10 protein-coding genes, 1 tRNA gene and 1 pseudogene are annotated in these 14,454 nt (G+C 35.4%); 7 read left to right on the plus strand and 5 right to left on the minus strand.

Annotation, left to right across the window (positions count from 1 at the left end):
- Nucleotides 1–221 precede the first annotated feature (221 nt).
- Nucleotides 222–1,280 carry an A/G-specific adenine glycosylase gene (gene mutY / locus ABID23_RS02155; protein WP_354188869.1) on the minus strand — a complete coding sequence of 353 codons (1,059 nt, stop codon included), beginning with the start codon at nt 1,278–1,280 and terminating at the stop codon, nt 222–224.
- A gap of 201 nt (nt 1,281–1,481) precedes the next feature.
- On the opposite strand from mutY, the gene ABID23_RS02160 reads away from it, so the two are divergent.
- The 3 genes from ABID23_RS02160 to ppdK all read left to right on the plus strand — a co-directional run bounded on the left by ABID23_RS02160 (nt 1,482) and on the right by ppdK (nt 5,560).
- The gene (locus ABID23_RS02160) at nt 1,482–1,982 is read left to right on the plus strand and encodes a DUF721 domain-containing protein (protein ID WP_354188871.1); all 501 of its coding nucleotides are present in this window, start codon (nt 1,482–1,484) and stop codon (nt 1,980–1,982) included.
- A gap of 72 nt (nt 1,983–2,054) precedes the next feature.
- Nucleotides 2,055–2,711, plus strand: a complete 657-nt coding sequence (locus tag ABID23_RS02165) for a DsbA family protein (protein WP_354188873.1) — start codon at nt 2,055–2,057, stop codon at nt 2,709–2,711.
- A gap of 182 nt (nt 2,712–2,893) precedes the next feature.
- Nucleotides 2,894–5,560: a pyruvate, phosphate dikinase gene (gene ppdK, locus ABID23_RS02170; RefSeq protein WP_354188875.1), complete on the plus strand. Its 2,667-nt coding sequence runs from the start codon at nt 2,894–2,896 to the stop codon at nt 5,558–5,560.
- A gap of 357 nt (nt 5,561–5,917) precedes the next feature.
- On the opposite strand, the gene ABID23_RS02175 is transcribed toward ppdK, so the two are convergent.
- Nucleotides 5,918–6,736 carry a peptidoglycan-binding domain-containing protein gene (locus ABID23_RS02175; protein WP_354188877.1) on the minus strand — a complete coding sequence of 273 codons (819 nt, stop codon included), beginning with the start codon at nt 6,734–6,736 and terminating at the stop codon, nt 5,918–5,920.
- Nucleotides 6,737–7,676: 940 nt separating this feature from the next.
- Between ABID23_RS02175 and ABID23_RS02180 the strand changes: the two genes are divergently transcribed.
- Entirely contained in the window at nt 7,677–8,063 is a 387-nt protein-coding gene (locus ABID23_RS02180) for a DUF5330 domain-containing protein (RefSeq protein WP_354188879.1), read from the plus strand.
- Between the two features lie 99 nt (nt 8,064–8,162).
- Nucleotides 8,163–8,573 (plus strand): SufE family protein, encoded by a 411-nt coding sequence (locus ABID23_RS02185; RefSeq protein ID WP_354188881.1) that lies wholly within the window; start codon nt 8,163–8,165, stop codon nt 8,571–8,573.
- 100 nt (nt 8,574–8,673) lie between these two features.
- Here the strand turns inward: ABID23_RS02185 and ABID23_RS02190 are convergent, their stop codons facing one another.
- Nucleotides 8,674–9,111: a Ros/MucR family transcriptional regulator gene (locus ABID23_RS02190; RefSeq protein WP_354188883.1), complete on the minus strand. Its 438-nt coding sequence runs from the start codon at nt 9,109–9,111 to the stop codon at nt 8,674–8,676.
- A gap of 854 nt (nt 9,112–9,965) precedes the next feature.
- Here ABID23_RS02190 and ABID23_RS02195 point away from each other — a divergent pair.
- The gene (locus ABID23_RS02195; RefSeq protein ID WP_354188885.1) at nt 9,966–12,050 is read left to right on the plus strand and encodes a S9 family peptidase; all 2,085 of its coding nucleotides are present in this window, start codon (nt 9,966–9,968) and stop codon (nt 12,048–12,050) included.
- Between the two features lie 77 nt (nt 12,051–12,127).
- Here ABID23_RS02195 and ABID23_RS02200 read toward each other — a convergent pair whose 3' ends face one another.
- Entirely contained in the window at nt 12,128–12,730 is a 603-nt protein-coding gene (locus ABID23_RS02200; RefSeq protein WP_354188887.1) for a superoxide dismutase, read from the minus strand.
- 728 nt (nt 12,731–13,458) lie between these two features.
- On the opposite strand from ABID23_RS02200, the gene ABID23_RS02205 reads away from it, so the two are divergent.
- Nucleotides 13,459–13,533 (plus strand) — tRNA-Gln (locus ABID23_RS02205).
- Between the two features lie 527 nt (nt 13,534–14,060).
- Here the strand turns inward: ABID23_RS02205 and ABID23_RS02210 are convergent.
- Nucleotides 14,061–14,450, minus strand: a pseudogene (locus ABID23_RS02210) (toxin-activating lysine-acyltransferase).
- Between the last annotated feature and the right edge of the window lie 4 nt (nt 14,451–14,454).

A 14,454-nucleotide genomic window follows, 5' to 3' on the forward strand; every position in this document is an offset into this window, starting at 1 on the left:
ATTGAAAATCTTTTTTACCTACGCTTTGTTTCACTGGTGATGCGTAGGTGAACGTTTTATAATTTACTATGAGGAAGGATGATCATGAAGAAGTCTCATTATATGAGTGGTTTTGATCTAGGTTGAAAAGTAATGAGTGGTTATTACCAATCAAATGCATTATTGTACGAAATATATAAAATGGCGTGCTCAATTAAAAATTTATTTGTTAGTGGTGGAAATTATTTAAATGTAAAAGAATTCGGAATTGCTATAGAAATAGCTTTTTTCATCACCGTAGGAAGTGCTTCTTTAGCAAGATATTGGATGTCGCACCACCAGCCATTTTCACTATTCATTTCATGAACACTATTGGTATAATAAACGTTTAGCTTCAGAGAAAAATGGGTAAAAATATGTGTAATTTGTCCTTTAAACTGCCAGCTGGCAGTGAAGGGGGCATTTTGAAGCCCATTTTCGCTGTTTGTTCCGATATTATTAGGAATCTGAGTCATTCCACCAAGAAGTTTTTTCCCCTGTCGTTTTTCTAAATAGATTTGTTTGTCTTTATTAAGTATAACAAAAGCAGCACCAGTTTTTGAAGGGCGTTCCTTTTTAGGTGCTTTGACTGGAAAATATTCTACTTTTTGCATCTTTTTTGCTTGGCAAAAACTTTGAAGAGGGCAGAGCAAACATAAAGAGTGGCGCGGTGTACAAATAGTTGCTCCCAAATCCATCATTGCTTGAGCAAAATCTCCAGGACGATTTAAAGCTGTAATTTCCTGTGTTTTTTCTTTTATTTCAGTCTTTGCTTTTGGCAATACTGAAGAAATAGCAAATAAGCGGGTCATTACGCGCTCAACATTACTATCAACAACTGCTACGGGGTGGTTAAAAGCAATTGCTGCAATAGCAGCGGCAGTATAGTCTCCAATACCTGACAGGGTGCGCAATTCTTTCACAGATTGCGGAAATTGTCCTTCATAATTTTCAATAAGTTGTTGGGCACAATTCTTAAGATTACGTGCACGTGAATAATAGCCAAGTCCAGCCCATGCTTTCATGATGTCATCTTGTGGGGCTTTTGCTAAAGAAGAGAGGTCGGGCCAAAGTTTCAGAAATTTTTGAAAATAAGGTTTCACTGCTTCAACCGTTGTTTGTTGAAGCATAATTTCAGAAAGCCAAACCCAGTAGGGATTAGGGCGGATACCTTGTGTTTGTTCTTTGGGGCTGATACGCCATGGTAAATGCCGGTGATTTTGATCGTACCAAGAAAGAAGATGCAAAGAAATTTTATGCATGGTTATTTTTAATCACAGGGAGATATAAAATGCAAAAGGAAAAAGGATTTTTGTGTAATTTATGTTTCATTCTTTCTGATTTATTATAGAGGTTGAGGCTGGAAAAACTGCATTTGGCTTGATGAGATGTTTTGGGGAAAACGTTGTTAGATGAAAATAATTGCTATAATTTAGCACATATTTGAATGATGATCTAAAAAAATGAGAAAAAAACTTAAAAGACGTCATTTTTATTCTCTTTCTGAGAAGGTATCCAAAATACTTGATCCGGTTTTACGTAAACGGACAGGATTTAATGTAGCACTTATAGAATATTGGCCTCAGATTGTGGGTTTTGATATGAGTGAACACACAATGCCGCTTAAAATTATTTGGAAACAGAGTACTCATCCAGATGAAGCTTTTCAACCTGCCACACTTGTTGTGGCGTGTGAAGGAGCGGTTGTTTTAAAGCTGATGCATGAAAAAGATGAGATTCTTCATAGAATTAATGTTTTTTTCGGTTATATTGCCATTGATCGTATCAAAATTGAGCAAAGATCTATATCCGTTTTACCGAAGCACCCACCTTTGAGGTCAGAGCCAGCTGAAAAGGATAAAGAACGTTTAAAAAAAATGCTGAAAGAATTGGAAAATGAGGATTTACGCCAGTCACTTTATCAACTTGGCTGTTGCATTTTCTCAGAAAAAAATAATAAATAGTAAGATATTTTTTAAATATGTGAGAGAGTGTTGAATTCTTATTCGTTTAATAACAATAGAAAAGTATTATTTATGATAAAATTTCGTCCTTTTTTGTCTTTAGGAATCGTTTTTTTCTTAATGGCGACGATACAGATCAGTGCAACTGCCGTTTTTGCTAGTGGTGCTAAAAAAGTTTCAACAGTTGATATGGCTGAAGTCCTTCAAGTAGGAAAAGTGAAGGATCGGTTTGAGGGAGAGGTGAAGGCACCGGTAACAATTGTTGAGTATGCTTCATTAACGTGTATTCATTGTGCGCATTTTTATAATGATGTACTCCCACAAATTCGTAAGAAATATATCAAAACAGGAAAAGTAAAACTTATTTTCCGGGAGTATGCTTTTGACCCACGGGCAACAGCAGGTTTTATGTTGGCGCGATGTGCACCAGAAGATCGTTATTTTCCTTTGATAGAAGTTTTATTTCAAAAACAGCACGAATGGGTTTGGGGGAGGGATGCTTTGACACCTTTGAAGAAGATTGGCCTAATGGCAGGTTTTACTGATGAAAGTTTTAATGCCTGTCTAAAAAATCAGACCATTTTAGATGAAGTGAATGCCTCTTTTGAGCGTGGTAAGGAACTTGGTGTTACCGCAACGCCCACTTTCTTTATCAATGGGAGTAAATATGAAGGAATCATGTCGGTAAAAGACTTCTTTGCGGTGATTGATAGCTTTCTTAAAAATTAAGTTTTCCTTGTAAAGGGTGGTTTTTATGCCTGTAGCCATTTCCCTGTTGGAAGGGTTTATTTTGTATATTTGTTACGAGGCAATATTTCCTTCTGTTTATCCAGTTTTGAAGAGAAGCGTTGTTTGTGGTTGTAAAATTAGATCAAATGATTTTTTGATGCTGATATGAGAGGACTTGTGTGATGACAAGATGGGTTTATAGTTTTGGGGATGGACACGCAGAAGGAAGTGCAAGCGAACGTAATCTACTTGGTGGCAAGGGCGCCAATTTGGCGGAGATGAGTCATCTTGGTTTGCCTGTTCCTCCTGGATTTACGCTCACAACAGAGGTCTGCAATTTTTATTATACACATGGCAGGTCATATCCGGAAGAGTTAGCGCAAGCTGTTAAACAAGCTCTTCAACGTGTTGGTAAACAAACGGGGCGTGAATTTGGTCATGAAAAAATGCCACTTTTGCTTTCTGTTCGTTCCGGTGCAAGAGTCTCTATGCCAGGAATGATGGATACAGTTCTTAATCTTGGCATGAATGATGAGACTGTAAAAGCAATTGCTTTAGAAACAAACAATGAACGTTTTGCTTATGATAGTTATCGTCGTTTTATCCAAATGTATTCTGATGTCGTTTTGGGATTAGATCATTCGTATTTTGAAAAAATTCTTGATGAGTCAAAAGAGCGTAATGGTTATGTTGTTGATACAGAAATGACAGTAGATGATTGGAAAGACGTTATTGTTTCTTATAAAGCATATGTTGAAGAGACGTTAGGGAAACCCTTTCCGCAAGATCCTGAACAACAATTATGGGGCGCGATAGGCGCCGTTTTTTCAAGTTGGATGACAGCACGGGCGGTGACTTATCGCAAGTTACATAATATTCCTGAGAGCTGGGGAACGGCGGTTAACGTGCAAGCTATGGTTTTTGGTAATATGGGTGAAGATTCAGCAACGGGTGTTGCTTTTACACGTAATCCATCAACAGGAAAAAAAGAGCTTTATGGTGAGTTTTTGGTGGATGCGCAAGGTGAAGATGTTGTGGCAGGCATTCGAACGCCCCAAAATATTACAGAAAATGCACGTATTGTTGCAGGTTCGAATAAGTCATCTTTAGAAGAGATTATGCCGGAAGCTTTTTCAAAGCTGTGTCAGATTGCGCAGAAGCTTGAGCAGCATTATCGAGATATGCAAGATCTCGAATTTACTATTGAAAAAGGTAAATTATGGATGTTGCAGACTCGTTCAGGAAAACGAACGGCTCAAGCCGCTTTAAAGATGGCGATTGATATGGTCGAAGAGGGCTTAATAAGCCGTGAAGAAGCTGTGATGCGCATTGATGCAAAGTCACTTGATCAACTTTTACATCCAACACTTGATCCCAAAGCAGAGCGTTTTGTTATTGCACGTGGTTTACCTGCTTCTCCAGGAGCAGCAACGGGTGAAATTGTTTTTACTTCAGAAGAGGCAGAAGCTGCCTCAGCAGAGGGGAGAAAAGTTATTTTGGTGCGTGTAGAGACAAGCCCAGAGGACATCCATGGAATGCACGCTGCAGAAGGAATTTTAACGACACGGGGGGGGATGACAAGTCATGCGGCGGTTGTCGCACGTGGTATGGGAAAGCCATGTATTTCTGGCGCTGGCAATGTACGGATTGATTATAATACAGATACCATGTCGGCTTCAGGACAAAACTTTAAAAAGGGTGATGTCATTACAATTGATGGTGGAAGTGGAGAAGTTTTAAAGGGAAAGGTTGCGATGTTGCAGCCTAAGCTTTGTGGAGATTTTGCAAAATTGATGGAGTGGGCTGATGGGATTCGGCGTATAAGAGTTCGCGCAAATGCTGAAACACCATCTGATGCACGTATGGGGCGTTCTTTTGGAGCTGAAGGTATTGGGCTTTGCCGTACGGAGCATATGTTTTTCTCTGGTGAACGTATTATTGCTATGCGTGAGATGATTTTAAGTCATGATGAGAGCGGCCGTCGTAAAGCATTGGATAAGCTTTTGCCAATGCAACGCTCAGATTTTAGTGAATTATTTGAAATTATGTGTGGCTTGCCTATTACTATTCGTTTGTTGGATCCACCATTACATGAATTTTTGCCTAAAACTGATGCAGAAATTCTTGATGTTGCAAAGGTTATGGGTGTTTCTGCTGATGTACTTGCTGAACGTGCACAGCAGTTGCATGAATTTAATCCTATGCTTGGATTAAGAGGATGCCGCTTAGCTATTACTTACCCTGAAATTGCAGAAATGCAGGCTCGGGCTATTTTTGAAGCAGCAGCAGAATCTGCTCAAAAATCAGGGGTTCCGGTTATGCTTGAAATTATGGTGCCGCTTGTTGCACTGAAATCTGAACTTGATTTTGTCAAAGCGCGCATTGATCAGGTTGCTGATGAGGTGATGAGAGAAAAGAAAAGCCATATCCAGTATATGGTGGGAACAATGATTGAGCTTCCAAGGGCAGTTCTTCAGGCCGCTGAAATTGCAAAAACGGCAGAGTTTTTTTCATTTGGAACAAATGATTTAACACAAACCACTTTTGGAATTTCACGTGATGATGCTGCTCCTTTTTTGACAACATATTTTCAAAAAGGGCTCTTAGAACAAGATCCTTTCGTATCTATTGACCGTGATGGAGTGGGGGAACTTATTTCTATTGCAGCGCAGCGAGGCCGTTCGCAGCGTGAAAAAATTAAATTAGGAATTTGTGGTGAACACGGAGGTGATCCTGCTTCTATTGCTTTGTGTGAGGAAAATAACTTAGATTATGTTTCATGTTCTCCTTTTCGCGTACCTATTGCACGTTTAGCAGCGGCGCAGTCGGCTATTGTGAAAAAAACATAAAGCTTTTGAGGTATTTTTTAGCATAAGCTCTTTTGCTAGTTCCTTTTTGGGGAAATATTTTTCCACATGCTTATGACACATAAAATATAAGTGAGTGTTCTTTATAAAAGGGAAAGACTGACTATATTGATGGCGTATTTTGCAAATTGCAAAGTAAAAACGTACCTTTATAAATAAAGATATTAATTTATAGAATAAGTCTGTATGTATTTTTCATTCTTGTGGTTAAAAGGCAAAAATCGGGACATGCGTTGTATCTATGAGAGAAAAGGATGCCTTTGATGTCTTGATAAGAAAAGGCATAAGGTTGGGTGTTTTTGTATTTTCAGTGTTCCCTTTAATGAGATAGATATTTTTTCAATTTAATAAACCAACTTCACGCATTTTCATCAAAACGGTACGGTCAACCTTGCCTGTTATAGGAAGATCAAACATTTTTTGAAATTGTTTTAAGGCTTCTGTTGTCTTTTTATCTTCTATACCTGTGGGCATAACCTCTTGAATACCAAAATTTTGTAATGCTTTTTGCACTTGCATAATATCTGCAACACGAAAAGCTGTTTTTTTTGAGAGTGGCATATTTTTTTCTATTTCCATTTCGTTTTGCTTAATCAAAAGTGCAATTTTATCTGTTGGAGGATTTGATAAAGTGTTGTTTTGCCTTTCTTGCGTGGTTTGTTGTTTCCACAGTGCTATGGCATGACGTGTTTTAGGTCCTTCTATTCCATCTAAAGCACCGTCATAAAGTCCTAACTTTGCCAGCTTTTTTTGCATTTTTCGTATGTTCTCTGATAGAGAAGAGGATGAATTTGCGCGGAGATGGTCTGAATAAGAGGTAGAAGAAATATGAGAAATTGCATGTGTTTTTATTTCTTTTTCAGACAAAATAGAATTTTTTTCTCTATCTGAATTAGATGTAAACTTCATTTCAGGAAAGGTATTTTGGTGCCTTGTCATTTGTGAAAATAAGGCATTAAAGGAAACGAATCCAAAACTAACAGTGAAAAGAAGGCAGCCAACAAAAAACAAAGTATTTTTGCGTGTATAGAAGTAGAATAGTCTTGTTATCCAAAAAAGAAAACGAGCACTTATAAGGAGAACTGTGATAACAATACTACTATAGTGTTTACGATTTTTTGCATTTTTTTTTCTGTGTGTTTTTAGTAAGCTTGTCATTATTTTTATTTTTTATTTCCAATTGAAATTATTTCTTATACAAAATTCAATAGAGAATGTTTCTCTTTCAACGAGGGGATAATATATCTATGTTTTTATCTCTTCTTGTAAATGACTAAAATAAATAGATCTGCTACATTCATATATAAGCTGGTAAATTAATAAGAGCCTTCAGTCATTTTCTTAGTTTTTTTATTCTATAGTATTTCTAGTGTGTATAAAAAGAGTGTTTTATTATGAAATATTCTTTTCTACGTTTGCAAGTCCCATCACCGTATATCTCATTACTCAAACTAAAAGCGTTCAATCATATCCTCATTTTTATTATATATTGGGTCGTATTTAAGATCACTTTGAAACATATTTGTATATCATATTGTAGAGCTCACAATTGTGTTTATCTCTTTTAATAAATATCTTACATACATAGATTTATCTTCTCGCATACGGTGTGACGAGATATCATTATCTTTAAATACGATATATATTCACTCTCCTAATATTTCATAAACATTAACAGAAGTGATTTTTAAAATATCTGCGAGAGTATAGAATCTTTGCCCAAATTCTATATCTGTCTTTTTTATACTATAAAAATAGCAATGGATGTGATCCAGTATCTTACTTCTTACGCGTTGTCATGGTGATCACACATAAGTTTTTCTGTTTATAGGTGCCGTTGATCTCATTCTATGTAATGAGAGAAAAAACATCCGCCTATCTTAAAAATTTTTATTTTTTACAGGGCTGCTTTAACACCAATTTTTTTAATGACAAGAAAATTTATCTTATTTCTACACAAAGGGTATCACGAATAGCGTAAATTTTACAAAAGAAATACACAGTTTCATAACATATTAACGTTATAAATTTTTTATAAAGAAGAATGGTATAGACTGCTGTTTTTGTTTCATTCACAATTGCGGTACACCGGTTGCCCATGATACGTTTTTTGGTTAAATTATTACTTTTTTTGTTTGTTGTTTTTGTCATCATTTCATTTTTTATAGAACCGCCAAGCAATCATCACTCCTCTCCTCAAAGTAGTGACAAAACAACAACGAGTGATGTCATGATTGCTTTTAAAGAAGCTTTAACTGATTTAGGAAAATTCTGTGATCGTAATATAGAAGTCTGTAAAGTTGGAAAATCCTTTTTAAGTTCGCTGAGTGAACGTGCGCGTTATGGTGCAAGAGCAGCTTATGAATATTTTGGACGATTACTCGATGATAAGGAGAAGAATATTGCGGCTCCTTCAAAGGTTCTTCCTAAGATAGAGGATAAAAGTTCATATAAAAATGGAAGTATAAATATTACTTTAAAATAAAAAAACTTCATGTTCTCCGTTCGTGTTATGGTAAGAAGTATAAATATTTATCTGTCAACCAATCACATTTAATATGATTATCAAAGTAGGACCGAGATTATGATGGAAACGATCGATAATATTATAGAAAATTTTTCTTTTCTGGATAACTGGGAAGATCGTTATCGTTACGTCATTGAACTTGGTCATGGATTACCACCATTTCCTGAAAGTGCTCGCAATGATGCTCATAAAGTGCCTGGTTGTGTTAGCCAAGTGTGGCTTTTATCTTCACGGAATAATTCAGAAAATCCAATCATCACTTTTCAAGGTGATTCTGATGCTCATATTGTCCGTGGGCTAATCTATATTCTTCTCGCTTTCTATTCAGGAAAAAAAGCCTCTGAAATCCGCGATGCTGATGCTGAAGGACTCTTCAAAACACTTGGTTTAAACGAAAATCTTACACCACAGCGGTCAAATGGTCTCAAATCAATGATTGAACGCATTCGTAATGAGAGTTATGTATAAAACCAGCATCTTCTAAGAGGAATCAAAAAAAATTTCCTAAAGAACATAGATTCCTAAAAGCATCGCCTCTATGAGAGGCACTCATGTGTCTAGAAAACAATCACTTAGTTTTTTTCTGTTTGCTTTTTCGACCTAGTCCCATTTCTTTTGCTAAAGCTGAGCGCGCTTTTGCATAATTAGGTGCAACCATAGGGTAAGAACTATCTAGTTGCCACTTTTCACGATATTCCTCTGGTAACATTCCATAATGCGTCATCAGATGACGTTTTAAAGATTTAAACTTCTTTCCATCCTCAAGGCAAATCAGATAATCGGGAAAGATAGAACGCTTTGGATTAACAGCAGGTCTTTGTTTTTCAACTTCAGCTTCTGTCAATTCTACGTTCCCCGCTTTACGAAAAGCGGCATGGACATCAGCAATTAAACTTGGTACTTCAGTCGGTCGGATAGAATTATTACTTACGTAGGCAGCAACAATATCAGCAACCAATGTAATAACTAAATTGCTTTCAGTCTCTAAGACTGGACGATGTTCCATTCTTGTTTCCTTTAGTCTAAAATAGAGTAACTTAAAATCGAGAGTAGCACGTATACTCATGACACAGAGATACTATGCACACAAGTTTCATATTGTACAAAAATCTTTTTTGTCAATTCAATTATTTTATAAAATTGCCAAAACACAAAAAAATCAAATAAATACCTCTTTTTGGTCATAATATACAATAAGAAAAATTCATTGACTTCTTGTTACAGTATGAACTTATTCTAAAAAATAACATATAAAAAATATTTTATATAATATATATGTAAAATATTGTAGCATAATTTTATTTACTTTTATAGAATATTTCCATTAAATTAATTTAATTAAATACTTAAACTCATATTTTTTAATTTTTAAATTTATAATTTATTATTAATCATTTAATAAATTTAATTTAAAATAAAGTTATTTTTTTTAATAGTAAAATATTAAAACTATTTTATATAAATAAAATATATGTAAAAAATTATTTTAATTTATATTTTAATTTTTATATTTTACTTATCATATAAGTACATGCTTATTATTAAGCTATAACAATAATTACTTTTGGATATATTTTAAAATATAATTCTTGTATATATAACTAATCATTTTTTACTATTGAAAGATAAATTCAATTTTTCGGCCACATAACCTTGCTTTCTGAGTTTATCACTTTCTATAAAAGTAGCATTACACTCATAAAAGATACTCTCTCTAGTATATGATAGAGTTTCAGTGTAGAAATGATTACAGCCCTATTTTTTCAAATCATGAAAATTTACAGGTTTATGTATTTGCATAAATAGTATGATTCTAAACATATGAACAAAATCATTAACATCTTTAATATAGGATTGTGTATGTCTGTTATTCCACCAAAAGCGTCTAAAATCATTTACAAAGAAATGCATCATGGCATTTCTCGTGTCGATCCCTATCATTGGTTGCGTGCAAGTAATTGGCAAGATGTTTTAAAGAAGCCTCATTGTCTTGATGCAAGTATCAGACATTATCTCGAAAATGAAAATGCTTATCAGACAGAACAAATGGCTGATACCAAATCATTACAGGATTTACTTTTTACTGAAATGAAGAGTCGCATTCAAGAGAATGATAGTTCTGTTCCAATAAAACATGGTCCTTTTTCTTACGGATTTTCTTATGTTACCGGAGGACAGCAACCACATTATTTTCGGACACCAAGAAATGGGGGAGAAAAAAATGTTTATCTTAATGGTGACTGTTTAGCTGAAGGTAAAAAATATTTCAATTTTGGTTCTGTTCAAGAATCACCGGATCATAAATATGTTGTATGGACCTATGATGATAAAGGATCAGAGTTTTATACAGCTAAAATTTGTAATTTGGAAACATTGTCTGATTGTCTGGATATCATCACTGATACATCGGGGCAGATTGTGTGGGATGCAAACTCTGAGGGTTTTTTCTATACTAAAATGGATGAAAATCATCGACCTTCAGAGCTTTATTATCATCGCTTAAATACAGATCAATCACAAGATAGGCTTATTTTTCGTGAAGATAATCCAGGATTTTTCTTATATGTAACTGGCTCTAAGCTTCATGATGTTATTTATATTAATATTCATGATCATGAAACATCAGAGGTGTGGTTGATTTCTGCTAAAGCGCCGCTCACCGTTCCGCAATGTGTGCGGAAGCGACAAAAAGGTGTTGAATATTCACTTACAGAAGGTGGTGATGTTTTTTATATTCTGACTAATCTGGATAATGCAAAAGATTTCAAAATTATGGTAGCGCCATACTCATCTCCACAATCAGAAAACTGGTCTGAGCTTGTATCGCATCAGCTTGGGTGTCTGATATTATCTCATGATGCTTATCAAGATTTTCTTATATGGCTTGAGCGTTTTGAAGGGCTGCCTCGTATAAAAGTCATGGAGCGTACCACAAAACAAATCCATTCTATCGCTTTTACTGAAGAAGCCTATGCTTTGGGATTACAAGGAGCAGCGGAATATGACAGTGAAAGCATCCGGTTTTCCTATTCATCTATGACGACGCCGGATCAAGTGTTCGACTATGAGATGAAAAATCGTAAACGCACTCTTTTAAAAACACAAATAATTCCCTCTGGACATAATAAAGATGATTATGTAACACGACGCGTCATAGCAATAGCGGATGATGGCGAGGAAATTCCTATTTCACTTTTTTATCATAAAACAACCAACCTTAATGGTTCGGCTCCCTGTCTGCTTTACGGTTATGGTGCCTACGGAATTTCCATCCCTGCTAGTTTTAATAGCAATGTACTTTCTTTGGTTAACAGGGGTTTTATTTACGCCATTGCTCATATTCGTGGGGGAAAAGAAAAAGGAGTTGAATGGTATGAGAAAGGAAAACATCTTTTTAAATACAATACATTTACAGATTTTATTGCTTGTGGACGCTATCTTGTAAATAATCAATTCACTTCTCATGATCGCCTTATTGCATATGGTGGTTCAGCAGGGGGGATGTTGATGGGGGCTGTTGTTAATATAGCTCCACAGGACTTTGCTGGAATCGTGGCGAATGTGCCCTTTGTTGATGTTCTCACAACTATGTTGGATGCATCATTGCCACTTACACCACCGGAATGGCCTGAGTGGGGGAATCCTATTGAATCAAAAGAAGATTATAACTTAATCGCTTCTTACTCACCCTATGAAAACGTTAAAGCTCAAAAATATCCTCCTATACTTGTGCTTGCAGGATTAACAGATCCTCGTGTAACCTATTGGGAGCCTGCAAAGTGGGTAGCAAAATTACGAGACTTAAAAACAGATGATAATGCGATTCTTTTGCGCATTAATATGGATTCAGGTCATGCAGGTGCGGCTGGACGTTTTTCAAAGTTAGAAGAGGTTGCATATATCTATGCATATATCTTAAAAGTCGTGGGAAAAAACCACTGCTAATTGAAATGTTTATTATTTTAAAGGCTCTAATAATTCATGAGATTTTAGAGCCTTTCATAAAAAATAGAAGATTAAATTTAAAGTCCACAATCTTCATAAAGTTTCAAAACATAGTCCCAGTTAACTAAATGATCTACAAAAGCTTCGAGATATTTTGGGCGTGCATTGCGATAGTCAATGTAATAGGAATGCTCCCACACATCGACACCTAGAATAGGTTGAGCGTCATGAACTAAAGGGTTTTCGCCATTAGGTGTTTTCATAATCTCAAGTTTACCATTTTTAACAGCTAACCATGCCCATCCAGAGCCAAATTGTGCTGTGGAAGTCGCAATGAAATCGGCGCGAAATTTGTCATAACCACCCAAGTCAGCTTCAATAGCCTTTGCTAATTTTTCAGGCAGCTTTTGACCACCACCGTTTTTTTTCATCCAAAACCAAAATTGGTTGTGATTATAATATTGCGCTGCATTATTAAATAAACTAGTATTTTTCCCAAAACTTTTTTTAATAATGTCTTCAAGGCTTTCATTTTCTAAGCCTAAATCTTTCACAAAATTATTCGTGTTGGTAAGATAAGCAAGGTGATGCTTATCATGATGATATTCAAGTGTTTCTCGTGACATATAAGGCGAAAGGGCATCATAATCATAAGGCAGTGGAGCCAATTCAAAAGCCATTTAAAAATCTCCTCGATTCTAATTGTTGAGCTTATTTTACAAATCTAATTTGACACTTACAGCATCTAAAAGCAAATGTTGAATATCTATTTATATTAAATTAATTTTAATGATTGCTTCTTTGTCAAGGTATTTTTGAAAAATGTGTGGCTTAATAGATCGCAATATCATTGGTTTATGGAATATTTTTAAATTTATTATATTTTAGGATTCATAACAAATATAATGGTTACTTTTAATGATGTGCTACCTTATTGATAGGTATTTTTATATAGAGATAAATTTTTGTTCTTATTCATTGAGATGCTTTTCGAAAAATCGCACTAAGCATTTTCAATTATTGTAAAGTGTTTTGTAATCTACCAATATACCATTGCTTTTATCATCGTCAGTAAGAGTTTAGCGGTTATTTTTTGCAGATGCGACTCGCTGTTACACATATGGATTCAAAATCACTCTTTATGATAAGCTATAAAGCACAAAATTTATATTTTATGTTGCTATAAAAGAATAATATCTAAAATATAAAATAATGAATGGGCAAAGTGCTTTTATTTGTATTAAGGTTGCAAAGATAGGCAAACTTTTGTTACAAACTTTGTGTATGTGCAAACGGATGCTCTTTAACAGCTTTATAGTAAAAAAATAGAAGCTTTGATTTTCAGATATTGCGCATATTCGCGGGAATCGCTATAAGATGCGAAAGATACTGTAGATATTTTTTCTTTTGGGGTATAGCCAAGCGGTAAGGCACCGGTTTTTGGTACCGGCATTCCCTGGTTCGAATCCAGGTACCCCAGCCAATCTAATGATAATAAAGTGGAATTTTTTAAGAGCAGCGTTTTTAGAAAGCTCTAGCGAGTGGGGTTGTCTTCTGAGCTATCTATAATCGTTCGCACTAGATCTGGTGCGTTAAGAAATACCGTTGATAGGGTGGTTTGAGTTTTAGTTCAATACGTTGATTTATAATGATAATTTAGTGTTGTTTATATTGAATTAGCCTCCTGAATAATCGTAAGATTATTTCAAACTTGTTTATCATGAATCAATCAAAATCGCTCACTTGTACATGACAAGTGGGATGAGTGTGTGGATAAAATTTGTACAAGAAAGGATTAAAAATGGTTCTTATGAACTTATCTTAGCAAGGGCTGTTGCAACACCCACGAGCTGAAAAATAGAAGACTCAACACTTTACTATAAGGAATCTCAAATGATTCATTTCGAAAATCTTCATCATCAAGGGCATATGTAAGAGGGGGGCTTAGTGGATTATGCTCACTTGGTTTATAAAAGTTATTCGAATGAATTTTGTGTATTATAACTAACGCTATCGGGTAATTTTTCGTATTTCGCCGTCTTTATTGCGGCGGACCACATAACCATGACGTTGATTAGGAAATATGTGTCTCTGTATGTCGCGTACAATACGAGCAGTATGACCGTATGGGGCTACATAATCAATAAACTACAGATACTTTCCACCTTGCCAATAGGCATCAGATAGGAGCTCTCCTGTTTTAAGCATAGATTGGTGGTTTTTCTCATCTAAAAAAGCTCAAGTCGTAAAGGTGTAAAATTCTCCACGTTTATTTTTATAGAGTTTGTATTGTCCAGTTCGTAAGGCTGGTCCTAAATTTCGTTCAATATCCCAGATGTGCCAGCGGCGGTGTAAGGGGGATTGAAGCATTAAAACGACCTTAGCGCCCAAAGCTGTCATTGGA

Origin of the sequence: Bartonella silvatica, from assembly GCF_040545155.1 — a bacterium.
Classification (GTDB): Bacteria; Pseudomonadota; Alphaproteobacteria; order Rhizobiales; family Rhizobiaceae; genus Bartonella; species Bartonella silvatica.

Coding starts and splice junctions, on each gene's coding strand:
- mutY (WP_354188869.1), bottom strand. CDS start 1,280: ATGCATAAAATTTCTTTGCATCTTCTTTCTTGGTACGATCAAAATCAC.
- ABID23_RS02160 (WP_354188871.1), top strand. CDS start 1,482: ATGAGAAAAAAACTTAAAAGACGTCATTTTTATTCTCTTTCTGAGAAG.
- ABID23_RS02165 (WP_354188873.1), top strand. CDS start 2,055: ATGATAAAATTTCGTCCTTTTTTGTCTTTAGGAATCGTTTTTTTCTTA.
- ppdK (WP_354188875.1), top strand. CDS start 2,894: ATGACAAGATGGGTTTATAGTTTTGGGGATGGACACGCAGAAGGAAGT.
- ABID23_RS02175 (WP_354188877.1), bottom strand. CDS start 6,736: ATGACAAGCTTACTAAAAACACACAGAAAAAAAAATGCAAAAAATCGT.
- ABID23_RS02180 (WP_354188879.1), top strand. CDS start 7,677: ATGATACGTTTTTTGGTTAAATTATTACTTTTTTTGTTTGTTGTTTTT.
- ABID23_RS02185 (WP_354188881.1), top strand. CDS start 8,163: ATGATGGAAACGATCGATAATATTATAGAAAATTTTTCTTTTCTGGAT.
- ABID23_RS02190 (WP_354188883.1), bottom strand. CDS start 9,111: ATGGAACATCGTCCAGTCTTAGAGACTGAAAGCAATTTAGTTATTACA.
- ABID23_RS02195 (WP_354188885.1), top strand. CDS start 9,966: ATGTCTGTTATTCCACCAAAAGCGTCTAAAATCATTTACAAAGAAATG.
- ABID23_RS02200 (WP_354188887.1), bottom strand. CDS start 12,730: ATGGCTTTTGAATTGGCTCCACTGCCTTATGATTATGATGCCCTTTCG.